Raw genomic sequence first — 25,576 nt, 5'->3', positions numbered from 1 at the left:
GGTTGTAGGTGGTGCATGGCGGTAATCGCGGATCTAGGTCAGGAGCACTACGAGCGCGATGACACCGACAACAATCACCACGGCTCGCAGCACGGAGCTGGGTAGATTCCGGCCGATCTGGGCCCCAAGGACACCACCGATGATCGCGCCGCAGGCGATTGCTAGTGTGAACCACCAGTCGATGCGGTCGCTCGCCGTCAGGACAAAGACCAAGGCGCACACCAGGTTGACTAGCATCACCAGCACGACTTTGAGCCCGTTGACGGTGCTGAGCGGCACCGCAGTGGCAATACCGAGTAGCCCGAGCAGCAACACACCCTGTGCCGCCCCAAAATAACCGCCGTAGACACCGGTGAGCCCAACCAGTATGGCGAGCACAGCCGCAGGGACCAGCACGATTGAGGTCGTGGTACCAGGCGTAGCGTCTGTGTGGCTGGTGCAGTTTGTGTGGCCGGTGGGGCCTGGTTGACCAGTGCGGCGCTCGACTCGCTTCCGGATTGCCCTTTGAATCTGAGGTCCGAGCGCGACCAGTACCAGGGCTGCAATCACCAGGATCGGCACGATTGCGTCGAAGACCGATGAGGGAAGGAATAGGAGCGCGACCGCGCCTACGGCACCTCCAATCAGAGAGGCGGGGGCGAGCAGGGGGAGGAGTTGGCGAGACTGTGAAATCGCGCTGCGATACCCCGGTATAGCCGAAATATTTCCTGCGAGCAGCCCTAGCGAACTGGTCATATTTGCTGACACCGGAGGCACCCCGAGCATCAGCAACACCGGAAATGTGATGAGAGTTCCGGAACCGACCACGGCATTGACCACACCTGCTCCCACACCCGCCAAGGCGGCCGCCAGATATGGCCACAGCGTTTCGATCATGGGGTCCTCCGTCGGTGATGTGCGGTCGGTTGCGACTGTGGTTGCGGATACGTATCTGGCTGCCGGGGCGCAGGCCTCGGCATTCGATCAGGTGGTTGATCTTGTGACTTTGACGGCTCCAGCGAGGCGAGATAGCTGGCGATCTCGTCGAGATGACGCGACACAATGGTGATGTGGTCAGAGGCTAGATCAAGGGAGAGCTGACTGTGCGGCAAGGCGTCATGAAGCCAACAGGTGGCGCGCGGGTCAACCGTCTGATCCCGTTCGCCCTGCCACAAGCGAATAGAAGGCACAGCAACCTCGTTCACATGAACGCCCCACTCGTCACGGTCGATCCAGTCCAGCTCCCGCAGCAGGGCAGCGCCGCCCTGTGCACAGCCGTGACGCAGCGATGCAATCAATACCCGGCGCATCGGTAGCGGAACACTCCGTTGGCGCAGGTGGGACCGTATAGACATGACAAGGCCCGCGCCCGGGGCCGCGCTCAACCTAGCCAGCATGCGCAATGCGAACCGCGAAAGCCCTCGAGGTGCCTGGCGCATCGGAACCTGTACGCGTTCTGCCGGTGCGATTAACGCTAACCCCGCTACCCGTTCAGGTGCGAGCGCAGCGCATGCCAGCGCATAGGGGGCGCCCCCGGAATATCCGACCATGGCGGCGCGCCGCATCCCAAGCCGGTCCAATAACTCCAACGCATCCGGGACGGCCCGGGTAAAAGGAGAGGTTGTGAGGCCTGGAATCGGAGAGGAAAGGCCGAAGCCGGGCCTCGACAGACAGATCATGTGTAGTCCATGACGCTGCGCTGCATCAGCGAAGACAAGAACCTCGAGTGCGCTGCCGGGACACCCATGCCAGTACACGACGGGAAGGCCGTGCGGTGAACCCACCGCGGTCCATTCCAGGACGCGGCCATCGGACAGAGGATGCAAAGACGTCGTGGGATGGGACAAGAGATCAGTCATCGGCATCATGGACATCCCGCTGACCTCGGGCGGCAGAATCCGGGGTGTCTGTGGGAGCCGGTTCATGCCCGATACGGACCCCGTAGTGAGACAGGAAATGGGCCAAGCGTTCATGATGCATGGTGCTAGGTTGCGGTGACGGAAGCTCAACTGAATCGGGGGGAATGATCTCCTCTTCCAGATTTCGGCCATGTGCACGGGCATCATCGAGGCGGGCACGAACCGCCGGTGACGGATTGACCGCCAGTTTGCTTCGAGCCTCGACCAGGGCATATGTGCTCCGGAAAGTAGCCGGCATACCGCTGGCCGCGGCATCATGCACCACCCGGGACAGCTCCTCAGCATGACGTGCATCGCGGGCTAGACGGCGCAAACTATAGGAGTGTCGAGGCGGAAGCTGAATATAGTGCCAAGCGGGCAGGCCAAGGGCAAGCTGCCGGGCTCGTAAAATTTCAGCGTCAAAAGCCGCGCCCGCCACTAGAACAATATTCGCAACCCACACCATGACCAAAAGCACAATCGTCACATTCAAAGTGGGGAGCACCGTGCTGAAAGCAGACATCATCGTCAGCGCACGGCCGAACACTAAAGCGCCGAGGAAAAGCACCAGCACCGCCGCAATGGAACCAACACTCATCACCCGGTAGCGCGGCATCCGCACATTCGGGAACCAGTGGTAGGCCAGCGACACCGCAAGAATCAGCATCACCAGAAGCACTGGCCACTTCGCAATATCCCACACGTCAAAAGCTGTCCGTGGAATCCCCACCGCTTCACCCAGGCGACGAGCAACCTGGCTGCTCAGGGCGAGCAGCGCGGTCATGGTGGCGGTACTTGCAATCAGTAGAACAGTCTCAACAAACACCACGACCCGGAACCAGATAAAAGGCCGGCCTTCCCGGGTGTCGTAGACCCTGTGCATCGCCCGGTGGAACGCGGCCAGACCATTGGATGCCGAAATAAATGCGGCGATCGTACCGATCACCAGGCCCGGCACCCCGCCGCCTTTTCTCGACAGTGCCAACATCCCCTCAACTAAGGGGTCGGTGTGCAGCGTCGGGAAAATATCGCGTGCCAGCCCCACAATCGTGCGCACAATTTCGTCTTCAAATCCGATCACACTGACGGTGGACACCAAGGCCACGCCCAGCGGGAACAGCGACAGCAAGAAATAAAACGTCATGGTCCCGGCCACATCCCACACCTGGATGTCGATAAGCCGTCGCACACTGCGACCGATCACCTGAAAGATCGACAACCGGGGTTGCAGCAGAACGACCTGCGGGCAGGGCCGACGTGAAGACACCTCCGTATTCTCGCACGATGCGCTGGTCACAGCGTGAGAACCCAGCCCTTGTAAGCAGCCTTCGTCAACGATCTGACCGAGCTTGCCGCGCTCACGGACTCCAGACCCTCAGTACTCGCGGCGCAACGTTCAGCGCACTTGGCGTTCAAGCTCCGTGCGCTCAATAATCGGTGTCGTCATTCTCCTCGTGGGTGCAATGACAGCTTTCGTCGAGGATAGGAAACTCGCCCGTATAGGACCAGGGGGATTCGGGGTCAGGCACATCGGACGTGACCAGACTGCCGTCAGCGCGATGATCGCCGACGCTCGGCACATCCTCGTTCAGCTCACCCAGATCAGGGCCTTGGCCGTCGAGGGCAACCTGCACCCCGTCAGATGTGACCAGTACGCGCTCGCCCCGCACGGAAATCTCTAGCGGATCACCGGATTCGAGCACCGCACGGAACTCGTGCTGGCGCACGGTCACCCGGATCCGAGATCCGCGCACCGTCAACGGGAAAATCAGTTCAGGCCAGTCATCGGGCAGGCGAGGATCAAACGTCAGGTCCCCATCAATATCGCGCATACCGCCAAACCCGTAAACCAAACAGTTCCACACCCCGCCCGCAGAGGCGATGTGCACCCCGTCTGATGTATTGCGGTGCAAATCGGCAAGATCGACATACAGACCCGATAGGAAATACTGTTTGGCGAGATTTCGGTATCCCACCTCCGCGGCAATAATCGACTGCACAACCGCAGACAGCGTCGAATCGCCGGTGGTAATCGGGTCGTAGTATTCAAAGTCCGCGCGCTTTTCTTCAGCGGTGAACTCTTCGCTGCGCAAGAACAGTGCGAGCACAACATCTGCCTGCTTCAGCACCTGGAACCGGTAAATCACCAGCGGGTGATAGTGCAGCAAAAGCGGTAGCTTATCGTCCGGAGTTCGAGCCAGATCCCACACTTCCCGGTCCAAGAAATGCTCGTCCTGCGGGTGGATGCCGAAGGTTTCGTCGAAGGGAATCACCATGCCATCCGCACAGTCTTCCCACTCGTCAATTTCACCGTCATGCAAGCTCAGATCGTGTGCAACCTTCGCATACGTATCCGGTTCGTTCTCTTTGAGGTCGCGCATGAGCGCGGCAGCCCGGCGAAGATTATGTCGGGCCATGACATTGGTAAATAGGTTGTTATTGACCACCGTCGTGTATTCGTCGGGCCCTGTCACCCCGTGAATATGGAATGTTTTACCGGCGTTATAGCGCCAAAATCCCATGTCCGCCCATAGACGCGCGGTCTCTACCAGCACCGCCGCGCAATCCCGGTGAATGAACTCGGTGTCTCCCGTTAGATCGCGGTACTTTGCGAACGCGAACGCGATATCGGCATCAATGTGGTACTGCGCAGTTCCCGCCGCATAGTACGCGGATGCCTCTTCGCCATTAATAGTGCGCCATGGGAATAAAGCGCCCCGTTGAGCCAGCTCATGTGCCCGCTCACGGGCGGCATCCAGTAAACCCACCCGGAAACGCAGAGCGTTGCGCGCCCATTCCGGCGACGTAAAAATCAGGAATGGGACCACGTAAATATCGGTGTCCCAGAAATAATGCCCTTCGTACCCGGAGCCGGTGAGGCCCTTGGCTGGGATGCCCTGAGTGTCGGCTCGTGCCGTGGCCTGTGCTAGTTGGAACAGGCACCACCGGGTCGCCTGCTGCTCCGCCGGACGGCCCGTGATCTGCACATCCGAGCGGTCCCAAAACGCTGCGAGATAGTCCCGCTGCGATTGATGGAATGGTGCAAAGCCCTCTTCGCGTACCCGGTCCAAGGTGCGCCGGCACCGATCAAATAACTCGCGATGAGGAATCCCGCGGGAGGCGTGATAAGCAACCGCTTTAGTGATGCGGATCGGCACCCCTTCCCTGCCCTTAATACGAAATACTTTGCGCCCCTGATCGGGCTGGGTATCAATCAGCTCCTGGTATTCACACTCGGTTTCAATCGTGTGGTCGGCCCCAACAGCCAGGGTCATGCCCGAATGGGATGCGCGATAGCCCAGGAGCATGCGAGATTGTGAGTGCCAGTCAGCAAGCGGCTGCAAAACCCGTCCGGTAAATTTCGAGGCCTTGCGCGGATCAAACCCGGCGCCGGGGGAATTGCGGTCAGCGAATTCGTCGCGGATGTCCTGCCGGTTGATGATCTGGGACGACACCACAATCGGGGCATCACCTTGCAGCAGTTCGATCTCTAACTCCATCAGAGTCAGATGACGGTCAGTGAATGAGACCATGCGTGAACTGGTGACTTTAAGTCGTTTGCCGGCGGGGGTGCGCCAAATCAACTCCCGACGCAGGATCCCCTCGCGAAAGTCGATGCTGCGCCTGTACGAAGGAAGATCAGCCAATTGCAGCAGCAGCGGCTCGTCATCAACATAGATTTTCATCAGCTTCGCATCGGGAGCATTAATGATCGTCTGCCCGGTGCGCGCAAAACCGTAGGCTTCTTCAGCGTGCTTAATAGGCCAGGTTTCGTGCAAACCATTGATATAGGTGCCGTGTTCGGCGCTATCCCGGCCCTCTTCAGGGTTTCCCCGCATCCCCAGGTAACCGTTACCTAGCGCAAACAGCGTCTCCAAAACCCCGAGGTCCCCACCATCGTGGCGAGATTCAGCCAGCCCCCACTCATCGATGGGCAGGTGGGTGCGATCAATGGGATCGGCCGTGGTAATACGCCTCATGACTGGGCCTCCGATGAGGATGAATGGGTGGCAGGCCCGAAGTGGTTCCCAGAATGCACATCGCCAGCAGAACCAGCTCCTGGAACTAAATCGCCGAGATCATCGACGACAATGCTCGCGCCCTGGGCCAGCAGTGAATCAGCACCGACCCCGCGATTGACCCCCACGACGGCCCCAAACGATCCCGCTGCTCCGGCGCGGACACCGGAGACCGCATCCTCATACACCACCGCGTATTCGGGAGCGATACCCAACAGTTTCGCTGCGTATAGGTACGTATCCGGTGCTGGTTTGCCAGGGAGCCCTTCGCCGTGGGCGAGCGTTCCATCCACGATGATCTCAAAACGGTCGATGAGGCCGGCCGATTCCAGCACGTCTCGCGCATTGCGAGACGATGAGACCACCGCAACCGGATAGTTTTCGCCCAGGAAATCCAGGTATGCAACCGAACCGGGATACGGCTGCACGCCCTCGGTGCGCAAGAGATGGTGGACCAGGTCGTTCTTTCGATTTCCGAGACCACACACTGTTTCTTGGTCAGGAGCATCGGAGGGGTCCCCCTCAGGCAGCGTGATGCCCCGCGAGGCTAGGAACGCGCGAACCCCGTCATAGCGTGGCTTGCCATCGACATAGTCAAAATAGTCCTGATCCGTGTACCCGCGAGAGTTATTGCGCTTAGCCAATTCGGCCGAGAACATGGCAGCCCATGCCCGCATGTGCACCTCAGCCGTGGGCGTGAGAACCCCGTCGAGATCGAACAGGGCTGCCTTGAAGGTTGCGGGATCAAACCCCGCAGAGACAGCAGGAATGCTGGCCGAATGCGAAGACGCTGGATGCTGAGTTGGGTTATCCACGATCACGAGCCTAGTAGCCGAACCGTTGAGAAACCTAGACCTGCATGGGTGTTGCTGAAAACGGGTCGAAACATCAGTGGAGACGTCCGGCTATGGAGCTGAGCTGTGCCAGTGTCCTGGATTCTTGATCCGAGGCATCGCCAGGCTATGGGGGCGTCGTTCTGCTGAGAGCAGAGATACCTGAGCTGGCACCGGGGGAGCAGTAGCCTCCATTCATGGATGCCCATAATTTTCCGAGGCTTCTGCACCCCGGTGAGCGCCGGTCGGGAAATACCGACCACACCCCGCGCCACAGCGAGAAAATCATTGAGCTGAGGCCCGCCACGCTATGGAGAGAACATCTAGGCCACACCCTGAGGGCGCAACGCCGTCGCCAAGGGCGTCGCTTAATCGACGTCGCTGAGGATGCGGGCGTGAGCCCCCAATATCTCTCCGAACTCGAACGAGGCCTGAAGGACCCGTCATCGGAGCTGATAGAAGCCGTAGCCGGAGCGCTGGGATACTCCGTGTTGTCTCTCGTGGAACAGATCGTTCACGAGACGAGGGCATCTGAACACCCTCAAACATCATCCGGTGTCCACACACTCGCGCAAAGTAGCAGGCAGGTATCACCTGGCGTCATGCTCATGGCGGCATAGCCCGATCAGCCCGACCAGGTATCCCTGGGCGCTAGCACGCTATCGGCAAGACCGTACTCGACGGCACCTTGCGCCGTCAGCACCCGGTCACGCTGAATCTCGGCTCGCACCTCATGTAAGGTTCGGCCCGAACATGCAGCGAGCAAGGACTCAGTGTCGTGCCGAATGCGTTCAACCTCTTCAGCCTGCAAAATCAGATCGGGGATGGCTCCGCGACTCTGCGCCGACACCGGAGAAAGAACCACCTGGGCATGCGGCAGCAGAGCTCGTCGCCCGCGCGCACCGGCAGCAAGAACCAATGCTGAGGCCGCAACTGCTTGGCCCACGCAGGTGACCGCCACCGGACATCTCACGTATCGCATGGTGTCCACGATTGCGAGTACCGCACCCGCATGACCACCTTCCGAATTCAAAATAATGTCAATGACGCTGTCAGGAGACGCATTTTCTAGGTGCAGTAACTGAGCGATCACTGTATTGGCAACCCCATCATCGATGCCGGTACCGAGGTACACGATGCGATCACTGAGCAAACGCGAAAACACGTCGGACACCCGTTCGGAACCCGAGGGCAGTCGCTCGGTGACACTGGGAATGGTGTAGCTACTGTTCATCGCTGATCCTCCGAATGGATTGAGGCTGGGCCGAGGGAGGTCATGCCAGTGGGATGAGAAAAACCGCCGGGGAGAATCTCATCCAAAGACGCCACCACGTGGTCGATAAAGCCGTAGTCCCGGGCCGCCTCGGCGTCCCACCAGCGGTCTCGCTCCGAATCGTGAGCGATCTTCGCAATGGGTTGACCGGTTGCGGCGGCGGTTAACGCGATCATCGTGTCGCGTCCCTGACGCAAATCCTCAGCTTGAATTTCGATATCGACAGCGGTTCCTCCGAAACCAGCTGAGCCCTGGTGCATGAGAATCCGCGAATGCGGCAGTGCATAGCGTTTACCTTTGGTGCCCGCACTCAGAAGATATTGACCGGCGCTGGCAGCCATTCCGAGGGCGACGGTGCGCACGTCACAGGGAATCAGCGACATGAGGTCGCCAATGCCGAGCATTGCCGGTACCTGACCGCCCGGGGAATTGATCAGCAGCGTGATCTCGGTGCGAGGATCATCCGCTGCGAGCAGTATGAGCGAGGTTGACAGTTGGGCGCCGTTGCTTTCATCAAGCTCTCGGTCTAGCAGAAGGATGCGCCGGTGGAAAAGGAGGGAACTGAGCTGGGCGCCAAAGGGGCTCTGGGTTGCCGCTGCCGGTTGTTCGTCGTTGGTCATATATCCATAGAACGCCGACCGCGACAGCTCCGATGCGAATGCTGCCTACGGCGGATCTGCTCCTAGCAGCACGGCAACCAGGCAGCGAGAGCGCGCCTACAGCTTGTCAGCCGGTGCGTGTGAAGCGAGCACGACATCACCCTTGGCAGCTTCGCGCTTTGCCTCGCGGCGCACTTTCACAACGTGTCGAACGATGGGGAGCACGGAGACAACCACGATCAGAACGGCGATCAGATCGATGTGTTCTCGGATAATGGTGACGCCTCCCAGGAAATACCCCAGCAGCACAACCCCTACGCCCCACAGCAAACCGCCGACAATGTTGTACAGGGTGAAAGAGCGGCGATTCATGCGGCTGATCCCCGCGATCACAGGCGTCAGCGTTCTCACCACCGGGACAAAACGAGCCAGTACGACCGTCCGATTGCCATACGTCGCGAAGAATTTTTCCGCACGGTCTACTGCCCCTGGGCCCATCCACTTCACACTGCGGCGACGCAAAATCATCGGACCTGTACTCCGCCCAATCTGGTATCCGACTTGGTCCCCGAGGATCGCCGCGATGGGGGCCGCCACGCACACCAGCCACAGCGGCGCGAACGGATGCTCAAAGGTGGTCATCATCCCAGCCATGAACAGGAGTGAATCGCCTGGCAGGAAAAATCCAATCAAAAGACCTGACTCCGCGAACACGAAGGCGACCAGCCCGATCACACCGAGAGAGGACAGGATGGGGCCAGTGTCAGTGAGGAGGTGAAGTAAATTCACGCTGTTCCTTCCAAGGGTCCAGGTCAAGACGGACTAGGTCAAAGAGATGCCAAGCCAAATACGCGCCAGGCCACTAGAGGCATGGTCAGAGAGAGGCATGGTCAGAGATATGAACGCTTCCTAACTTGCCCATGAAACTCGCTCGGGCTGGATAGTCCCTGAGAAGAAGCGCGCCTCAAACGGTGGGGCCAAGCTGCGGGTTGCTGCGGGGGCACAGTCGCGCTGGACAGTCCGTACAACGCGTTACCGTCATGCGCCGCTGCGCCGCTAATGCCAGCCATCATCTCAATAACGATGAGTTTTAAGAATCGGATTCGTCGCTGGTGTTACGGTGGCACAGTGCTACGACGTCACCATTCCTCCGCTCGCGGTGACTCCTCTGTACCGAGTGCCACGGCCGGAAAAGCTGAAGCGCGCAGGGTTCTCGGTTCCCTTGCATTGCCGGTCTATATTCCCGCATTAATTGATTCGGTGGGGATGACAGCCATTACCCCGGTGATTCCATTGATGGCACTCCAACTTGGATTCTCAATCCCGGAGGCTGCTGCGCTCGGTTTGATCGCAGGGATTATCTGCATTCTCGGGCCGATTCCGGTCGGTCGCGCTATGACGGCATTTGGGGAACGACGCAGTTTAGTGCTCGCGGGTCTTTTCATTATTGCGGCCAACATTTTCGGATGGATTTTGGTCTCGGGAGCTGATCCAAATAACGCGGATATAAAGAGCCGGCTGGGATTTATTGCAGTGCTGATTGTGGTGGGCGCCGGGGGACAGGTCTGGATGCTCGGCCGCCAAGCCTATCTCGGTACCGCGTTGCCCGCTGAACTGCGAGCTCAGGGGATGTCGATGTTCGGCGGCATGATGCGCATAGGGCAGATTATCGGCCCGCTCTTAGGCGCGTTAGTGCTGCATGCAGGCCACCTGACATGGATATTTGCATTAGATATTGTGGCCATGGGAATTGCGACGGTGATGGTTGCTTTCTGCATGGTGCCCGGTGGGGAACGGGCTGCTGCGCGATTAGCAAAAACGCAGGCGGAAACTACGGCGCAGCCTGAAGCTGCTTTACCTGCGCCACAGTCTAAGGAACTTGCTTGTGAACAAGATAATCCTTCGGCTGTGCTGTCGGCTCCAGGTGCGAAAAATAATCCGGGGCGTTTGTCGGCTAATCGTTCGGAACTCAGTGATAGTTCTCCCCATGCGCCCGGAAAACCCGCCTTACATACAATGTTTCTTGTCGGTGTCGGAATTACACCCCTGGTCATGGGGCGACAAAACCGACCGGTCATTCTCCCTTTGCTTGGGGCTTCATTAGGGCTATTCCCTTCCGCCATCTCTTTAATTTTTGGGGTCGCTGCCGCGCTAGAAATTCTCATGTTTATACCGGCGGGCAAGCTTATGGACAGGTACGGGCGCACAGCGGTGGTGGTTCCCTGTTTGGCTTTTATGGGGGCTGGCTACATTCTGATGGCTATTCTCGCTTGGGGGCCAGGGCATTCGTCTGACCATGGTGCATTTATCGCGCTCATGGTCTCCGCGGTGTTAATTGCCTTTGGTAACGGTTTCGGCGCGGGAGTTTTGATGACGCTCGGCGTGGATGTTTCGCCTGAGCGACATCGCACCATGCACCTTGCGCGGTGGAATACGATTCTCGGGGTAGGGCGGCTGGCAGGACCTGCCTTAGTTAGTGGTGTGACCGCCGTGCTGACCATTACGTTTTCTGCGTTTGCCACAGGTATTTTGTGTCTGGGTGGTTGCGTGTGGCTGTGGAAAGTGATCCCGAAGGTCACCCCGTCGCCGAAGGCTGGACCATTTCGACGACGAGACGAACGGGAGTAGAACGACTCCGTAACCTTGCGAGCCCACGGTTGTCGCCGCAGTGTGATTTAGCACCAGCGATTTCATGGTCCCTCCGCGCTCCTGAGAACATGGGGACCGAGATCACCGGGCAGTAACACGTTAGATTCCGGATGCGACCTCGCCCCACTGTTGCGGCACCCTTCGCCCCATCGCCGCGGCGTTTACCGAGGGGATGCGGACGCCGATCTCATGATTGGACCGCCCCCGACCTGATTTCGGAGACCCTCCGCTATGACAATTCTTCTCGGCACTGCTCTGCTGCTCGTAGTGCTCGCACTGTTCACCCTATTTAATTACAAGGCGCCTTATGGGACGAAAGCCATGGGTGCGCTTGCCGCAGCCGCCTGTGCAAGTTTTCTGGTTGAAGCCTTTCACTCCTCATTTTTCGGGAAGGTGCTCGGTATTAGCAGTCTTGGGGAGATTGGGCTTTTTCACGGCAATGGCGGCGGAGTTGCGGCGGCAGCTTTAGTGGCTCTTGCGCTGGGAGTATCGCCTATTTATGCGGTCATGATGGGTTTGGCGTGTACGGGGATCGGCATTCTTCCCGGATTTGTCGCCGGTTACAGCCTGGCATTCGTGGTGAAATGGATGGAGCGAAAAATTCCACCTGGTGTTGATTTAATTGTTATTTTGCTGACCATTCCGCCGCTCACCCACGCTGTTGGTAGTTTGATGCGTCCGGTCGTGGAAGCCACGCTCGGGCAGATCGGAAAGATTCTGGTAGAAGCGGCCAACAGCAACCCGGTTCTGATGGGGATCGTGCTGGGTGGGGTCATCACCGTCGTGGCAACGGCCCCGCTGTCCTCCATGGCGCTGACCGCCATGATGGGTCTTCAGGGAGCCCCCATGGCAATCGGCGCTCTCTCTGTGTTCGGATCCTCATTTATGAACTTTATTCTGTTCCTGCGCATGAAGTTTGGTGGACGGCGCGAAACCATTTCGGTGGCCGTGGAGCCGCTCACCCAAGCCGATCTCATCTCGGCGAACCCGATCCCGGTCTATGCCACGAACTTCCTCGGCGGGGCGCTATCCGGGGTGGCGATTGCCCTCATGGGGCTGGTCAACGACGCCTCGGGAACCGCAACCCCAATCGCCGGTTTTGCGGTGATGTTTGCCTATAACGACGCCTCTAAGGTGCTGATCACTGCGGGCCTGTGCATTTTACTTTCCAGCCTCACGGGTCTCGCAGGGTCCATCGTGTTCCGGCGCTTCCCGATCATCACGAAAGAACAACTTATGGCTCGGGCCGAGCGGATCTCAGCGCGTGTTCCATCTGATCACGGGGTCGCGGGTGTGGCTGTCGCAGGTGCCTCTGGTACCGAAGGGGTAGGCGGCGCAGATGCTGCGGGTACGAACATCGCCCACACCCTTGAATCAGATCTGGTGCTGGCCTCAGCGGGTACCTGCGAGTGCGGAGCGAAGACTAGCTCTCAATCCGCGCGCGAGTAGTGCTTAAGGCGCGTTCTACCGGAGAACATGCCCCACCTACGGAGTGATGTTGACGGGGTCTGAGGGATTCCTGAGCTAAGCATGATGAGATGTGCCTATGAAATCCGCATCGTCTCGTCCATCAGGGCGCCCTCAGACCGCCCCTCTCGTCCAGGCCGACGGCGTCGAGGTCACCCGAGACAAGACGGTATTGCTGCCACCCACCGATCTCACTCTCAAGGCGGGCGATTCCCTAGCGCTGACCGGCGTCAACGGTTCCGGAAAAACCACCCTGTTACGGGTCATCACAGGGTTAACTAAACCTTCCAGCGGCACGATTCAGATTGGTGGACGGGCACCTAATGATCGCGACCCGGAGTTTCGTAAAACAGTTGCGGGTCTGGTCGGCCCTCCTCCGATCGCACGGGATCTGACCATCCTCGAACACCTCATCATGATCGGAACTACCTGGGGACACACCATCCCAGAGGCCCGTGAAGCTGCGCGAGAGGTGCTGGACCTGCTTGAGATCAGAGACCTCGAACACCGCTTCCCCCATGAACTATCGTCAGGACAATCCCAGCTGACGACTCTCGCTTTGGTGCTGTCGCGGCCCTCCGATCTGCTGGTTTTGGATGAGCCCGAGCAGCGACTGGATCCAGGACGCCTTGAGACCGTAGGGCAGGTTCTGCGGGCTCGCGTGGAGGCTGGAACCGCACTGCTGATTGCAACCCACTCGGTGTCCTTGCGCGACGCCGTGGCCAACAGCGTGCACGACTTAAGCCGGAATGCCCAATGAGCCGATCGCGCAACACTCGGAAGATCCCCGCGGCACTTCCAAAGAAAACGTCCGAGCAGGAGAAAACCTCTGCGCCGGAGCAACCGACTGCGCCGCCATCGCCGTCCATCCCCGATAATTCGACTCTGCCGCGAGGCCTTGCCGCAGCCAGAATCGTCATGCGCTACCGAGCCGATGGACGCAGTGCCGGTGACGTCGTGTACATCATCTATGCCGTCGTTTTAACGTTCGTGGTGCTGGGAACTCCGCTTCTGATCTCGGTGGCCCACACGCTTCGCGGCCCCTCAACCCTTGAGGTGTTCCGCCAGCCCCTCAGCAGCGCGCTGCTACCACTAATAGTCGCCGCTGTGGTCGCGGGTATGGTGCTGCTTGGTCGCTCCCGCGGCCCCGCCATGCACCCGCCCTTCCTGACGAGTCTGTGGGCTGACTCGCCGCTCCCCAGGCGCCGTACCTTCAACCGGCCGGTTTTGTTGACCGGTGCCCTACTGACGCTTGCGGTTGCGATTCTTTCTGTTCCCCCGGCGTGGGCCATCGCCACAGGCCTCGGCCCAACAGCTTCAGGTGTGTGGATCGTGGGCATCAGCACGGTCGCAGGCGTTCTCATGGCAACCGCGTGGCTCGCAGGGCAAAGTATGAGCGATCATCGTGCCCGGAGCGCCGCCTGCCTCACTGTGCTGGCAGGACTCGGCTTAGCTGTCATTGTGTGGTTTTTGCCGCGAGGGATAGGCCATGTGGTGACCACGGTCGCGATCGCGCTCGCCGCGCTCGGTGGGCTCATCATCGCGCCACGTCGACTCGATAACCTCGCAGGACCTGACCTGGTTTACCAGGCTCGGCGTTGGGATGCTGCTAGCCAAGCTGCAGGGTCGGGTGACCTTGCGCTGGCGGCCAGCACCTTTAGGCCCACCCCGACCGTGGGCAGAAAACTGCGCGCAATGCCCGGCGGAGCGCTCACGAAGCTAGCTATAGTCCGTCATCCCGTGCGGGATCTTGTCGGTGCGGTGCGCACGCCAGGCCGATTCATACTCGCCCTGTTGACCGGGATTTTAGTCGGCTTTGTTCTCACCGAATCCCTCACGATGTCGGGTCGGTTGCACCTGGTGACCGCGCTGGTCGCCGGTGCCCTGGGCTATGTTGCGCTCGGCGCTCTAGTTGATGGCATCCGAAACAGTGTTGAAGCGCTCGGCGCACCCCCTCTGTATGGAACCTCCACCTCGAGCAGGCTCGCGCTGCACTCGATTTTCCCGACTGTGGTTTTGCTGATATCGGCTGGGGTCGGTGGGCTTCTCGGCAACGGGCTTCACCATCCCATGGCGTTCCTGCTGATCGGGGCCACAACCGTGGTGTTGATGCTGGTCCGAATGGGAAGCACAGCCAAAGGTCCGCTTCCGGCAAAGCTCCTGCTTCCGGCTCCCAGCGCCGGAGGTATCGATATGCAAGGCGTCGGCGTGATGATGTGGCAGGCGGACGCTCTCATTATGAGCGCTCTGACCGGTCTCATAATGGTGGTTGCCACCGGATACGGAGTCACCGGTTTTCTGATCGGCACCGCTGCGACGCTATTAGTGGCCTCGCTGATGCTTTGGCGCCGTCTCGCGGGGCTACGCGACCGCTAACGCGCGATCCGAAGTCCCGCCCGGCACCACACGTCCTGTACCTGCTGGCCAACATGTTGCACGCGGACAACTCCTGGGCTGATCAGGAAGGTGTCGCGCACCGTGAGCTGGGTCCGATAGCACGATAGCGCCGCAGCCACCGCATCGAGAGTGGCGGGGAAGTCGTACCAGTCAAAGCTGGCCTCTTGCGGTGGTGCGACCGGGGCGGCATCTAACCCGGTCACAACGTTTTCCTCCGAAGCGACCTCGATAAACGGTATCCTGGCCCGGTCTGCTGCGGCCCGCGCGACCTGGTGCATCCGCACATGGTCGGGATGACCATAGGTGCCAGCGTCGTCGTAGGACACCAGGGCATCTGGACACCGATCGTGAAGGGCCGCTACGAGATCACAGATCGCCTGCTCCAGCGGTAGAACGGTGAAGGCATCAGCCGGTGCTGATGCAGATGGTCCCGCCACTCCTGGACGGATCCAGCGCATTCCCGAATCCCGGTAACGGCGTCCCCTCTGCTTATGGAACGCCTGTTCAGGGGCGGTGTCAGGTCGGGAATGGTCTGTTGCCCACGCCGGTGGCGTTCCCAACATGAGGTGATCATCCACCCCCAATGCATGAAGAGCACAGGAGATTTCCCCTGCCCGCACCTCTTCTAGGGTGCGCTGGTCACTCTCAGCGATAGCGCCGGGGACAACTTCACCCTGTTCTCCCCTGGTGGCGGTAAGAACCGTGCATTGAACACCGAGGCTGGTGAGCTCGCGTATGAGAGCGCCAGTCGCGAGAGTTTCGTCGTCGGGGTGGGCGTGGGCGAACATGACGCGTCTGGCACTACGGAGTATGTGCAACGGATCAGACATGTCTGCGGATGTGCTCGGAGAGATATTCACCTGACCACCTCGGTGTACAGCGCTTCCAGCTGGTGCGCAACGTGTCCCCAGGTACGGCCCAGGGCGAACTCGCGTGCCCGCCGTGACAGGGACAGCCAGCGCGGTCTGTCGCCCAACAACGACTCGATAGCTTCGGCCCACACATCCGCGTCGCGGCAGGCCATGACCAGTCCGCCCGCCTCCACGGCTTCCACAACCCCGCCCGCGCCTTGCCAGGCGATGACCGGGACTCCGCTGGCCTGTGCTTCCAGTGCGACGAGGCCGAACGTCTCCGACCACGAGGTCAACAAGAACAGGCAGGCGCCCCGCATCAACTCGGCGAGCCGTTCCCGAGAACACGCGCCGACGAACTCGACGTCTGCCTCTAGGCCCCGCTCTCGCACCATACGGTGAAGTTCATGATCGTAGTCGGCGAAATCGTCGGAAGCAGCCCCGGCCAAGACCAGCTTAGGTCTCGTGGCGGGATCGAGCCGGGATAACAGGTCAAGGGCTAGGTCGGGGGCTTTAAGCGGTTGCAAACGCGCTGCGAACAGCACATATGGGCGGCGAGACGGAGCATCAACGGGAGCATCCTCGGTGATGGCACCGTCGGTTGATGCGGCCGACGTGCCCGGATCCGCAATCGCTGCGGCGCATCCTGATGTGGACGGTGAGGGGTGAAACATGTCCGTATCAACCCCCGGACGGACCACGGCAAGGCGACGTGCCGACACCCCGTAGCGGGCGCGTATGGTGGCGGCTTCTGCGTCGGAGACCGCCACCACCAGATCGGATGCCGTGGCCGCTTCGCGTTCCCCGGGGATTCGGCCAGGAGACTCAGACGGTTCACCCGCGGCCAAACTGACCGCACGTTCCGGAGCTGCGACCGAATGGAAAGACTGCACATGGGCAATACCGGTTGCACGAGTGACCGGTAACGCCGCGACCCCGCTGAACCAATGATGCGAGTGCACGAGGTCGTAGCGATGCGGACCCGACTCAATCAGGCTCGCGAGGCGCTCACGGAACGGCTGGATGCACTGCTCCATGTCACTTTTAGCCAGCGGTGCCGGTGGTCCCGCCTCGATCTGGATCAACCGGACCCCAGGCGCCACATCGGTGACATCGGGGGAGTCTTGATCCGAACGCCTCGTGATCAAGTCAACCTGGTGGCCGCGGCGGGCGAGAGCCAGCGCCTGCTGAAGCTCGACCACATTCATGCCACCCGCGTCGGCTCGACCGGGAGCAGCTAAGGGTGAGGTATGCAAAGAGATGTAGGCCAGTCGCAACGGGCACGCGGAGAATTCGCCATGCTCATGCGGGGTGGGCGAGTTCGACGGGGCGCCGCTCACCGCGTCCGTGGTGGTGTGGTCGGGGAGGGGGCCCGGGATGGGGACGGCTCTCGCATGGCCCTATCGTAGGCCGAGCTCGCTTAGCTCCCACTGACCACGGACTGTAACGGTGGCTGCGGGGCGAGTTCCGCAGACCGATCCTCAGGATGATTTTCGGACGTTTTTCCTGCCCAACCTGCAGGAACAATCCACCAAATCACAGCTGCGACACCGAGACCAACAGCAAAAAGTGAGGTGGGACGGGTCACCAGATACAGGCCGAGGACGCGCATACCGCGGGCGGGCGCAGTACCCAGGAACACGGCAATCACCGCGATCAGAGCACACAGGATCGGTAGCACCCACATCATAGGAGCGAGACCGGGTTTGAGCCGAGGGGATGGAACGGCCTGCGCTCGATGCAGCGCCACCGTGATGATCAATCCGAGTCCGACTAAACCTGTAAAAGTGCTGAGGTTTTGCAGCCACTGAGCGAGAGACAGCGGCCCGAGCATATGTTTGAGCACGTGCACCTGAGACGCTAACCAGCTGTTGGCATGCGTGATTTGATCCCATGCGATGTGCGTGGCCGCTCCGATAAGCACCGCGAGTGGCGCTAGAAGCCACCCCACCAGGCCTGGCCGCTGCTGAGGAAGGCGCTCACGCAGAATGAGCGGGCTCGCATCTGTCACCGGCGTGCGCACCACGGCTTCCCACAGCACCCACAGGATGGTGCCGAGCAGAAGGTCCGCGGTGACTAACCCCGGCAGCGAATGCGTGTACGGATAACGAACCAGACCCGGCACGAATAAGGCGATGTCCGGGATCATGGCCCCGATCACGAGCGCGGACAGCGGAAATGCGGTGCGGCGCAGGGGAATAACCGCGAGCGGGTGGGCGAACGTCAAGGGCATACGGGAAGAGTAGGGGTCAAGAAGGTCTCTACACCTCCTGGAACCCAATTTTTCCCCATCCGACGCGAATACTTCACATGATCTTCGCGAGAGCGGTCTGGGCACTCATCGCGCCATGCGCTGTATGCAGGGGTTTTACATGTTTAGAGAGGTCTGGACCAATGGTGACCGTACAGTGAATAGCACTGCGTTTTAGTCTGCGAAGGAGTGCGTATGTCCGCCACGACCATGACCGCGGAGCTTGTGAGCCAGCTGTTCCACCTTGAATCATGGACGGTTGTCGATGTCGATACCGAGGGTCGGATCCTCGCGGGTAACGACGCGACGGGGAGTCTGCAATTGGTGGAGATTGCCCCGGACGGAACCCAGCGACGGATCACCGATCTGCCCTCCCGCTGCACTGGACGGTATGTGCCGGGGCGTCGCCAAGTCATTGTCCAACACGATGCAGGCGGGAACGAAAAAATGCAGCTGTCGATTCTCGACCTCGACGACTCTCAGGAGATCCCAGCTCTACGCCCGCTTATACACAATCCGTCGGCGATCAATGTGCTCACGGATGTTACCGACACCGAGCTGGTGTACCAGACCACGCGACGCAACGGCGTTGACATGGACCTAGTGGTCCGCCGCCACGACGACGGCAGTGAACGGGTGATGTATGACGGCGGCGGCTATATCGACCACAGTCTGCTGAACCACTCCGGTACTGCCCTTGCATTTTCTCGCTTGTCGCAGCAACCCGCCAGCACCGTCATCGCCATGACCGGTAGTGATGGTGGCGTAGCCCACCACGCCGGGTATGACCTCACCGACCCCGAGGAACACTCCTACCATCAGATCATCGGCTTCAGTCCGGATGATCGTCGCCTTGTGATCTCCTCGAACCGGGACCGGGACATGAGCTGCCTGGTTGAGATTGACCTCGCGACAGGCACTTGGACCACCCTTGTATCCGACGACAAACACGACCTCAGTGGATATGTGTCGCCGGACGGTTCCACCCTGCTTGTGGGAACAATGGTGGATGGGGCGCTGCATCTGAGTTTGCATGAGCCCGACGGCACCTGGCGCGCCGACGTAGATATGCCCGAGGGGAACGGCAGTCCAATCTGGTCACCTGACGGTCGTGACCTGGTCATATCGTGGTCCACACCGAACCGGCCAGCATCGATCTACCGGGTGGATGTCCATACCGGCCACTCCACGCTGGTAATAGCTCCAGAACTCGGGGTACTGGAAGATGCTCTGCGCTCCTGCCAGGTTGACCTGATTCCGACCGATGACGGCGAACATATCCCCACCTTCATTTATGAACCTACCGAACCTAGCGGCGCGAGCGTGATCCACATTCACGGCGGCCCGGAAAGCGCAGCCACACGGATTTTTAACCCGACGATCCAGGCCTTGGTCCTCAGCGGATTCACCGTCGTCGTCCCAAATGTTCGGGGGTCAGCTACGTATGGCAAGCGTTGGGTCAGTTTGGACGACGGCCCGCTTCGGTTGGATTCAGTGGGGGATCTGCGTGCGATTCACCGGTGGCTGCCCTCCCAGGGACTCCAGGTCGACCGCGCAGCCCTATGGGGCGGATCGTATGGCGGCTACATGGTGTTGGCCGGGGTATCAATGCAGCCTGAGCTGTGGGCAGCCGGTGTGGATATTGTCGGGATGAGTTCGCTGGTGACGTTCTTGGAGAACACCTCGGACTACCGACGGGTCTATCGCGAGCGCGAGTACGGTTACCTCGCGACTGATCGCGCCATGCTCGAAAAGGCATCTCCGATTACCTATCTGGATGACATCGTGGCGCCGCTGTTCGTGATTCACGGCGCCAATGACCCCAGAGTTCCTCTGAGTGAGGCCGAGCAGATCCACGCGGCGTTGAGTGCAAAAGGCATTCCGTGTGAATTGCGGGTGTATCACGATGAGGGACATGGCCTGGCTAAGCGCTCTAACCGTTTGGATGCGTACCCCGCCGCCATTGAATTCCTTCGTACACGTTTGGGCTTGGATTCGCAGTGAAGAGGACAGAGCGCCCATGGAGTAAACCCAGTGCGGAACGCTGCTGACGATGGGGTAGCTACCCGCCGACAGTGCGGGTCACGGTTTCGCGAGAGGTGTTAGCGCTCGCCGAATTACTCGTGCCCGAAACCGTGGAGGCTTTCGCGTGAGACGGTGCTTTCCCGCTGGATGCTCCTCCGGACGAGGATCCTCCAAAGGACGAGCCATCCGAGGACGTTCCACCAGAGTTTGATCCGTCGCCAGAAGTACCGCCCGGTGAGGGTTTAGGCGAGCTTTCTCCTCCCGTGCCGCTGCTCGGGGTCGGTGACGCCGGAGTGTCCTCCCGCGGGTCGTCTTTACCCGTCTGGGAGCCGTCACGGTTCGGGACGACAGGCTTCTTTTCCGTCGGCGTCGGATCCTGTGTGGTTGGCTGCTTGCCCTTGGTGTCCGGGCGCTGCGTCTTGGTGTCGGGCTCCTGCGGCGAGGGCGTGCGCTGCTGAATATGTGACCCGGTTACCGCACGTTGAATGCTGCCGGTGCCCTGAGACAACTCCGTACCAAGAATTCCTTGAACACCGAAAACTGCGAGCAGCCCCACCACAGCCATGGTGGCGGCTAGCGCGCAAACGCTCGCAATTTTGCGTCGGCGGGTTACTGCGCTCGCGGTGAACGTGGTGCGCCCTGAGGAGCGTCGCAAGGAGGAACCGTCGCGAGACGACGCGGTGCCGTGCGACGCTTCCCTGCCCGGTGCGGGTGAGGATGACAGTGGCACCACGCCGCTGCTGGTACGCACGATTCGGGTGGACGAGGCTGCCGGTGCGCTCGTACCTGCCACCGTGTTCACGCTCGCCGAGCCGCCAGTACCCGCCGACGTGTCGGCACCCGGCAATGGCAAAGCGTCGTCCTCGCTGCCGCCGTCGCCAGCTAGCCGCGCCGGTAAAACTTTCTGCTTCAGCAAGCGTCGGCCATGGGTCACCGAATCGGAGAACAAGGCGAGAGCAAGCGCCGAAACCACCGACATTAAAAACGATCCGACCACGGTTCCTGCAACGCCGAGTGATCCGCCGATCACGGATGCCGTTGCGGCCGCGGCCCCACCTGCCACGAGACCACCGACCGTTAGTCCTCGAACTCGGGACTCGGGCCGTCTCAACTCGTTGCCATCGGTTGGACCGTAGGAAGGCTCCGCTGAGGTGGAGTGATGAGAAGTATCGGATCGTCGGGTGCGCTGATTGCGTGAGGGAGTATGTCGCATGCGGAAGTGATTCAGGAGGCTGGATCGAGCGGGCGGTTTTCGGCGTGCTGTATTGGACTGCGTCTGGCGATCGAACATTGCCTGTGACGGTGGCATGCCGGGTAGTCCGAGAAAAACTGCATGTCTCCAGTGTGCGGTGCCGGGCGAGAAGAACCTCAGCAGGGACTGAGGAGGTCCCGTGAAGGTGTGTGTTTATGCAGGTCAGACGCAATAATTTGGGGTGTGATCCGGCTCTCGATTGATGCGGAATAGCCGTACGTTCGGATGGTCATAGTAGGCGTCGGTGTATCCCAGATCGGTCATACCCAATCGTCGGCAGACTGCCTGCGAGGCGATGTTCTCAGGATCTGTGACCGCCACGACGTGTGTCAGCCCCGTATCAAACGCCTCCCGAAGAACGGCGCGGGCAGCTTCGGTGATATAGCCGTTCCCGGTGTGGTCGGCGTGCTGCCGCCAGCCAATTTCAAACTCGGTGGGACGGTTTGGATCCTGGTGGGTTGCTGATGGGGGAATGTGTTTGAGCATGATGAGGCCAATCGGCTGACCCGCTTGCGGCGTGCTGGACGAGCCCGACTGCGCGGCGAGGGTGACGCACCAAAAGCCCTGCCCGCTGTCCCCGTGACACTTCCGAAATCTGTTGAGGGTGCGCGCTGCCGTCTCCAAGTCGGGCGTGAGGGCGGAGGGAATAAAGCGGATGAGGTCAGGATTTTGATGGAGCTCATAGATGAACTCCACATCCTTAGAGTTAAAGGGGCGCAAAACTAGTCGATCAGTGACGACGCAATGCATACATCGAGTGTATTGAGATGGACGGTATCGGCGTAAAGTGTTTTCGGTGCAGACACCTGAGCCCAAGTTTCTGGGGAGATGCGCCGCACCAAGGATGTTGCACCTACAAAGGAGAAGGCGGTGGGCCGCATGGCGGCGGCAGTTCCAGGGGAGGTCCGGCCTCTGGCGTGCGCCGCGTTGGTCCCTGTCCTGCTTGGTGACGGTGTGGTTTTGATGGGAGCAGTCGCGGCGGCCACTACTGCCAAGTGGGTTGCGAAAGTCATTCAGCGAATATGCCCAGGTGCGAATTCGCTCACCGGTGATCAGTCGAACTCGAGGCATGAAACATCGGATCGTATGGCAACTACTGTGCGCCAGGTAGTTTTAGGTAAAGGTGCTCTATGAGATTTGCGATTATTGGGGCTGGCACTATTGGGATGACTTATGGATACCTTTTATCCCAGTTTTATCAGGTGACTTTTGTCGTCCGACCGTCTCGGATGCCTTTCTATCGTGATGAATTTTGGTTACACCTTCTTGATCTTCGTGTCCGCCGGCGGGTGAGCGCAAGGTTTACCCCACGTGTCTGTTCCTCTCTCGAGGATCTCGAAGCCGATGTCGTCCTTGTGATGGTCGATGGTGATCACCTCTGTGAGGTGCTGCCCAGTCTCGTAAGCCTTCCCCCTGATCTTCCCATTCTCTTCATGCTGAACCGGTGGACCCTAATCGAGGACGTCGAGAACTATTTGTCGCAAGAACGATTCTTTCTCGGATTCCCCTCTCAAGTTGGCGGAACGCGGCACGACCACGAGCTCAGGGCCACTGTTTTCAAAACCGGAACAATTCTCGAAAAAGGTGACCAGCAGCGCCGACCACTGCTTGAGTCGATCCGTACCGCCTTCGCCCGTGCGGGACTCAACGTATCCAGGCAGAGCGCAATGCATACCTGGTTGAAGGTGCATTGTTTGCAACAGTCTTTAACGGCTGCACCGCTTATCGAGGCGGGGAGTTTGGATGCGCTTATTGCCAACCGGCTACTGATGCAGAGTATGGTTCTCGCATTCCGTGAGGGGCTTAAGGTGTGTCAAGCTGTCGGAGAAGATCCGAGGTGGGTCTGGCCTGCACCGTTGTTTCAGCTTCCCGCCAGAACCGTAACGTTCGTGATGCGGCGCATGTTTGCTGATCCTGTTGTGAAAACGATGATTTTGGCCCATGCAGAACACGGGCTCTCCGAGTGGGTCTCGGGTTTCCGAAGTATCCATTCGTCGGCTAAAGCGCATCGGCTTAAGACACCCATGCTCGACCACTATGAGGAAGTGCTTCGACGGTGTCGGTTGTGACGGGTTCTTGGCAAGTCTGCGAAGCAGCTGCCTGAGGCGCAATGTGTGCGACACCTGAAATGCCGATCAGTAAGCTGATGTATCTCAACGATTGGATGATTCTATGGCGCAGATTAGACCCGCTGTGGCTGAAGATATCCCTGATATTCGGGCGCTCGAAGTTGCAGCCGGTCAACGGTTTCGGCAGGTTGGGCTAGAACGGGTGGCCGATGACGATCCCCCAGAAGTTGAGGTGCTTGCCTGTCTCATTGCGCATGGCCAGCTGTGGGTCGCTCAATCCTGCAATGGGTTCCGAATCGACGGTTGGGCCTGCGGTGAGGATATCGATGGGCATGGTCATGTGGAACAGGTCTCCGTGCATCCCGACGCTGCGGGGAAGGGTTTGGGCAGGCGGCTGGTAAGTGCTGTTGAAAGCTGGGCGCGAGCACAAGGATCGCATTGGATTACTCTCACTACCTACCGTGATATTCCATGGAACGGGCCCTGGTATGAGCGTCTGGGGTATCGGCTGTTCCCGGAAGCCCAATGGGGTCCGCACCTGAAAGCTGTGAGAGAGCAGGAAATTGCTCATGGCCTCGACCTGGCGCCGCGAATCGCCATGATTAAGGATCTGTGATGTGCCTTGCGCAGGCCACGTCCGAGGGACCTCGGGGGTGGGGGCGAGTCTCATGGTGATGGCAAGGGGCTTGTGTGTTCCTGTGACGCGGACTGAGAGCAGGTGGGTTGCGCCGGTAGGCCGCAGTGGTGCGGCTGATCGTGAGCAGGTCAACACGAGGGATGGCTAATCCTCTGCTGCTCGGACGCCATGGTATGTGTGCAGGTTATCGGCGGGTAGTGTGCTGGCGGCACCGTAGTGCTGCCATAGATTCTGGTCTGTCTTTTCTGGATCCCGTCGAAAACCCCGACGACTTCGAGATCTGCCCGTTACCCTTAGCGGTTTAAGGACGCTGCCACCGCGCACCGATCTGCGGCGGCGGGGAAAAGCTGAAGTTAGGTCGATATGGTCAGCAATTGGATACGTCGGGCGCTATGCCTGGTGGCTCTGGTCGTCAGCGGGATGGCAACATTCGGGCTCTTTATGGAGGCTCGGTTTCCCTGCGTGACCTCTGTGGACGACGTGGTGTGCGCACATCCAGACTCGGGGACCTGGAACGGCGGCATGTTGGCCTTAGCTATCGGGATGGTGTTCGTGACCATCTTCGCGCTAGTGACCTGTATTTACAGCCTCCGCAAATGCCCGCCGTCACGATGGTGCTGGACCGTCCCTGTCGCCTGCGTGCTGCTATCACTGCTCCTCCTAGGGATCGGGGTTGGCACGCTGCGCTAGACCCGGGTGCCGTCCCACTGATCGAGCACACTGCGGGTAGAGGCGATGCGTCCGCAGCGTCCGGCGACCCACGACAGGGCCGCACGGTGTTCGTCTAGATCGAAATCCGCGACGGCATCACCGATTACAATCGGACGAATATCGCGCATGAATGCGTCCAATGCCGTGGCCTTCACCCCGATGTTTGCATAAATCCCCGTTAAGACGAGGGTGTCGCATCCTGCCTGGGCTATGCGTTCATCCAGGTCAGTGCGTTGGAAGGCGCTGTATCGATGCTTCGTCATAAGTTCGCCTGGCTGCGGAGTGAAAGCGTCGATAATGTCGATAGCCGACGAGGACGGCCCTGCGCCCCACAGATCGGTCAGTAAGCCGCGTGAATCTGGATCCTGATCACCAGGCTGGGCGCTAAAGACGACCGGCACCCCAACTCGTCGGGCGCAATCTACAAGCTGAGAAATTCGGTCGATGACAGATCGGATCGGTTCGGCATCGTGTGCATACTTTGCCACAAAATGCTCCTGCATATCGTGAACCAGGAGCATGGACCGAGAGGGGGCTGCGGGCCAGGTGAGACGAGAAGTCGGCAGCTGAGAGGGAATGGCATAGGTGTGGTTGGGGCGGTGCGAGGTCCAGTCGGTCACGACATGCTCCTATCCGGGTATCCGACGCAAAAGGGAGGGGGGAGAT

Annotated in this window: 23 protein-coding genes; 9 read left to right on the top strand and 14 right to left on the bottom strand. The window is 59.9% G+C overall.

What is annotated here, in order from left to right:
• Positions 1–33: 33 nt before the first annotated feature.
• The 5 genes from BN1724_RS04975 to BN1724_RS04955 form a co-directional block, all read right to left on the bottom strand.
• A complete protein-coding gene (locus tag BN1724_RS04975) occupies positions 34–876 on the bottom strand; it encodes a sulfite exporter TauE/SafE family protein (protein WP_058234476.1) in 843 nt (280 codons plus the stop codon).
• Positions 873–1,838: an alpha/beta fold hydrolase gene (locus BN1724_RS04970; RefSeq protein ID WP_172797077.1), complete on the bottom strand. Its 966-nt coding sequence runs from the start codon at positions 1,836–1,838 to the stop codon at positions 873–875. The genes BN1724_RS04975 and BN1724_RS04970 overlap by 4 nt, the downstream gene beginning before the upstream one ends.
• Positions 1,831–3,144 carry a YihY/virulence factor BrkB family protein gene (locus tag BN1724_RS04965; protein ID WP_084252767.1) on the bottom strand — a complete coding sequence of 438 codons (1,314 nt, stop codon included), beginning with the start codon at positions 3,142–3,144 and terminating at the stop codon, positions 1,831–1,833. The genes BN1724_RS04970 and BN1724_RS04965 overlap by 8 nt, the downstream gene beginning before the upstream one ends.
• Positions 3,145–3,304: 160 nt before the next feature.
• Positions 3,305–5,857 carry a glycoside hydrolase family 65 protein gene (locus tag BN1724_RS04960; protein ID WP_058234474.1) on the bottom strand — a complete coding sequence of 851 codons (2,553 nt, stop codon included), beginning with the start codon at positions 5,855–5,857 and terminating at the stop codon, positions 3,305–3,307.
• Positions 5,854–6,666: an HAD family hydrolase gene (locus BN1724_RS04955; protein WP_084253104.1), complete on the bottom strand. Its 813-nt coding sequence runs from the start codon at positions 6,664–6,666 to the stop codon at positions 5,854–5,856. Before BN1724_RS04955 ends, BN1724_RS04960 begins: the two co-directional genes overlap by 4 nt.
• 260 nt (positions 6,667–6,926) lie before the next feature.
• Here BN1724_RS04955 and BN1724_RS12535 point away from each other — a divergent pair, with 260 nt between their 5' ends.
• On the top strand, positions 6,927–7,349 hold the full coding sequence (locus BN1724_RS12535) for a helix-turn-helix domain-containing protein (RefSeq protein ID WP_084252766.1): 423 nt from the start codon (positions 6,927–6,929) through the stop codon (positions 7,347–7,349).
• Between the two features lie 5 nt (positions 7,350–7,354).
• Here BN1724_RS12535 and BN1724_RS04945 read toward each other — a convergent pair whose 3' ends face one another.
• The 3 genes from BN1724_RS04945 to BN1724_RS04935 form a co-directional block, all read right to left on the bottom strand.
• The gene (locus BN1724_RS04945) at positions 7,355–7,963 is read right to left on the bottom strand and encodes a ClpP family protease (RefSeq protein ID WP_058234473.1); all 609 of its coding nucleotides are present in this window, start codon (positions 7,961–7,963) and stop codon (positions 7,355–7,357) included.
• A complete protein-coding gene (locus BN1724_RS04940; protein WP_058234472.1) occupies positions 7,960–8,622 on the bottom strand; it encodes a ClpP family protease in 663 nt (220 codons plus the stop codon). The genes BN1724_RS04945 and BN1724_RS04940 overlap by 4 nt, the downstream gene beginning before the upstream one ends.
• Positions 8,623–8,718: 96 nt before the next feature.
• A complete protein-coding gene (locus BN1724_RS04935; RefSeq protein WP_058234471.1) occupies positions 8,719–9,390 on the bottom strand; it encodes a DedA family protein in 672 nt (223 codons plus the stop codon).
• Positions 9,391–9,684: 294 nt separating this feature from the next.
• On the opposite strand from BN1724_RS04935, the gene BN1724_RS04930 reads away from it, so the two are divergent.
• The 4 genes from BN1724_RS04930 (at position 9,685) to BN1724_RS04915 (ending at position 15,093) form a co-directional block, all read left to right on the top strand.
• A complete protein-coding gene (locus tag BN1724_RS04930) occupies positions 9,685–11,229 on the top strand; it encodes an MFS transporter (RefSeq protein WP_172797076.1) in 1,545 nt (514 codons plus the stop codon).
• 252 nt (positions 11,230–11,481) lie between these two features.
• On the top strand, positions 11,482–12,699 hold the full coding sequence (locus BN1724_RS04925; RefSeq protein ID WP_084252764.1) for a PTS sugar transporter subunit IIC: 1,218 nt from the start codon (positions 11,482–11,484) through the stop codon (positions 12,697–12,699).
• Positions 12,700–12,796: 97 nt separating this feature from the next.
• Positions 12,797–13,477, top strand: a complete 681-nt coding sequence (locus BN1724_RS04920) for an ABC transporter ATP-binding protein (RefSeq protein WP_058234469.1) — start codon at positions 12,797–12,799, stop codon at positions 13,475–13,477.
• Complete coding sequence (locus BN1724_RS04915; RefSeq protein WP_058234468.1) at positions 13,474–15,093, top strand: hypothetical protein; 1,620 nt, start codon at positions 13,474–13,476, stop codon at positions 15,091–15,093. Before BN1724_RS04920 ends, BN1724_RS04915 begins: the two co-directional genes overlap by 4 nt.
• Here the strand turns inward: BN1724_RS04915 and BN1724_RS04910 are convergent.
• From BN1724_RS04910 to BN1724_RS04900, 3 genes are all read right to left on the bottom strand, one after another.
• Positions 15,090–15,974, bottom strand: a complete 885-nt coding sequence (locus tag BN1724_RS04910; protein WP_058234467.1) for a PIG-L family deacetylase — start codon at positions 15,972–15,974, stop codon at positions 15,090–15,092. The genes BN1724_RS04915 and BN1724_RS04910 overlap by 4 nt on opposite strands.
• Positions 15,971–17,305 carry a glycosyltransferase gene (locus BN1724_RS04905; protein WP_058234466.1) on the bottom strand — a complete coding sequence of 445 codons (1,335 nt, stop codon included), beginning with the start codon at positions 17,303–17,305 and terminating at the stop codon, positions 15,971–15,973. The genes BN1724_RS04910 and BN1724_RS04905 overlap by 4 nt, the downstream gene beginning before the upstream one ends.
• 80 nt (positions 17,306–17,385) lie before the next feature.
• The gene (locus tag BN1724_RS04900; RefSeq protein WP_058234465.1) at positions 17,386–18,198 is read right to left on the bottom strand and encodes a DUF4184 family protein; all 813 of its coding nucleotides are present in this window, start codon (positions 18,196–18,198) and stop codon (positions 17,386–17,388) included.
• 213 nt (positions 18,199–18,411) lie between these two features.
• Here BN1724_RS04900 and BN1724_RS04895 point away from each other — a divergent pair, with 213 nt between their 5' ends.
• A complete protein-coding gene (locus BN1724_RS04895) occupies positions 18,412–20,220 on the top strand; it encodes a S9 family peptidase (RefSeq protein WP_197671758.1) in 1,809 nt (602 codons plus the stop codon).
• 58 nt (positions 20,221–20,278) lie between these two features.
• On the opposite strand, the gene BN1724_RS04890 is transcribed toward BN1724_RS04895, so the two are convergent.
• Positions 20,279–21,304 (bottom strand): superantigen-like protein SSL4, encoded by a 1,026-nt coding sequence (locus BN1724_RS04890; RefSeq protein WP_058234464.1) that lies wholly within the window; start codon positions 21,302–21,304, stop codon positions 20,279–20,281.
• 351 nt (positions 21,305–21,655) lie between these two features.
• On the bottom strand, positions 21,656–22,243 hold the full coding sequence (locus BN1724_RS04885; protein ID WP_084252763.1) for a GNAT family N-acetyltransferase: 588 nt from the start codon (positions 22,241–22,243) through the stop codon (positions 21,656–21,658).
• 380 nt (positions 22,244–22,623) lie between these two features.
• On the opposite strand from BN1724_RS04885, the gene BN1724_RS04875 reads away from it, so the two are divergent.
• From BN1724_RS04875 to BN1724_RS04865, 3 genes are all read left to right on the top strand, one after another.
• Positions 22,624–23,562, top strand: coding sequence for a ketopantoate reductase family protein (locus BN1724_RS04875; RefSeq protein ID WP_058234462.1), 939 nt, complete (start codon positions 22,624–22,626; stop codon positions 23,560–23,562).
• 103 nt (positions 23,563–23,665) lie between these two features.
• Entirely contained in the window at positions 23,666–24,178 is a 513-nt protein-coding gene (locus BN1724_RS04870) for a GNAT family N-acetyltransferase (RefSeq protein WP_058234461.1), read from the top strand.
• Between the two features lie 384 nt (positions 24,179–24,562).
• Positions 24,563–24,889, top strand: a complete 327-nt coding sequence (locus BN1724_RS04865) for a hypothetical protein (protein ID WP_157085764.1) — start codon at positions 24,563–24,565, stop codon at positions 24,887–24,889.
• On the opposite strand, the gene BN1724_RS04860 is transcribed toward BN1724_RS04865, so the two are convergent.
• Positions 24,886–25,530: an isochorismatase family protein gene (locus BN1724_RS04860; RefSeq protein WP_058234459.1), complete on the bottom strand. Its 645-nt coding sequence runs from the start codon at positions 25,528–25,530 to the stop codon at positions 24,886–24,888. The genes BN1724_RS04865 and BN1724_RS04860 overlap by 4 nt on opposite strands.
• Between the last annotated feature and the right edge of the window lie 46 nt (positions 25,531–25,576).

Source organism: Devriesea agamarum (genome assembly GCF_900070355.1).
Classification (GTDB): domain Bacteria; phylum Actinomycetota; class Actinomycetes; order Actinomycetales; family Dermabacteraceae; genus Devriesea; species Devriesea agamarum.
This window is presented reverse-complemented; position numbering and strand designations above follow the sequence as displayed.

What these genes read in the sequence shown, in the direction of transcription:
- BN1724_RS04975 (WP_058234476.1), bottom strand. Translation starts at nt 876, where the DNA reads ATGATCGAAACGCTGTGGCCATATCTGGCGGCCGCCTTGGCGGGTGTG.
- BN1724_RS04970 (WP_172797077.1), bottom strand. Translation starts at nt 1,838, where the DNA reads ATGACTGATCTCTTGTCCCATCCCACGACGTCTTTGCATCCTCTGTCC.
- BN1724_RS04960 (WP_058234474.1), bottom strand. Translation starts at nt 5,857, where the DNA reads ATGAGGCGTATTACCACGGCCGATCCCATTGATCGCACCCACCTGCCC.
- BN1724_RS12535 (WP_084252766.1), top strand. Translation starts at nt 6,927, where the DNA reads ATGGATGCCCATAATTTTCCGAGGCTTCTGCACCCCGGTGAGCGCCGG.
- BN1724_RS04945 (WP_058234473.1), bottom strand. Translation starts at nt 7,963, where the DNA reads ATGAACAGTAGCTACACCATTCCCAGTGTCACCGAGCGACTGCCCTCG.
- BN1724_RS04940 (WP_058234472.1), bottom strand. Translation starts at nt 8,622, where the DNA reads ATGACCAACGACGAACAACCGGCAGCGGCAACCCAGAGCCCCTTTGGC.
- BN1724_RS04930 (WP_172797076.1), top strand. Translation starts at nt 9,685, where the DNA reads ATGAGTTTTAAGAATCGGATTCGTCGCTGGTGTTACGGTGGCACAGTG.
- BN1724_RS04925 (WP_084252764.1), top strand. Translation starts at nt 11,482, where the DNA reads ATGACAATTCTTCTCGGCACTGCTCTGCTGCTCGTAGTGCTCGCACTG.
- BN1724_RS04920 (WP_058234469.1), top strand. Translation starts at nt 12,797, where the DNA reads ATGAAATCCGCATCGTCTCGTCCATCAGGGCGCCCTCAGACCGCCCCT.
- BN1724_RS04915 (WP_058234468.1), top strand. Translation starts at nt 13,474, where the DNA reads ATGAGCCGATCGCGCAACACTCGGAAGATCCCCGCGGCACTTCCAAAG.
- BN1724_RS04900 (WP_058234465.1), bottom strand. Translation starts at nt 18,198, where the DNA reads ATGCCCTTGACGTTCGCCCACCCGCTCGCGGTTATTCCCCTGCGCCGC.
- BN1724_RS04895 (WP_197671758.1), top strand. Translation starts at nt 18,412, where the DNA reads ATGTCCGCCACGACCATGACCGCGGAGCTTGTGAGCCAGCTGTTCCAC.
- BN1724_RS04885 (WP_084252763.1), bottom strand. Translation starts at nt 22,243, where the DNA reads ATGCATTGCGTCGTCACTGATCGACTAGTTTTGCGCCCCTTTAACTCT.
- BN1724_RS04875 (WP_058234462.1), top strand. Translation starts at nt 22,624, where the DNA reads ATGAGATTTGCGATTATTGGGGCTGGCACTATTGGGATGACTTATGGA.
- BN1724_RS04870 (WP_058234461.1), top strand. Translation starts at nt 23,666, where the DNA reads ATGGCGCAGATTAGACCCGCTGTGGCTGAAGATATCCCTGATATTCGG.
- BN1724_RS04865 (WP_157085764.1), top strand. Translation starts at nt 24,563, where the DNA reads ATGGTCAGCAATTGGATACGTCGGGCGCTATGCCTGGTGGCTCTGGTC.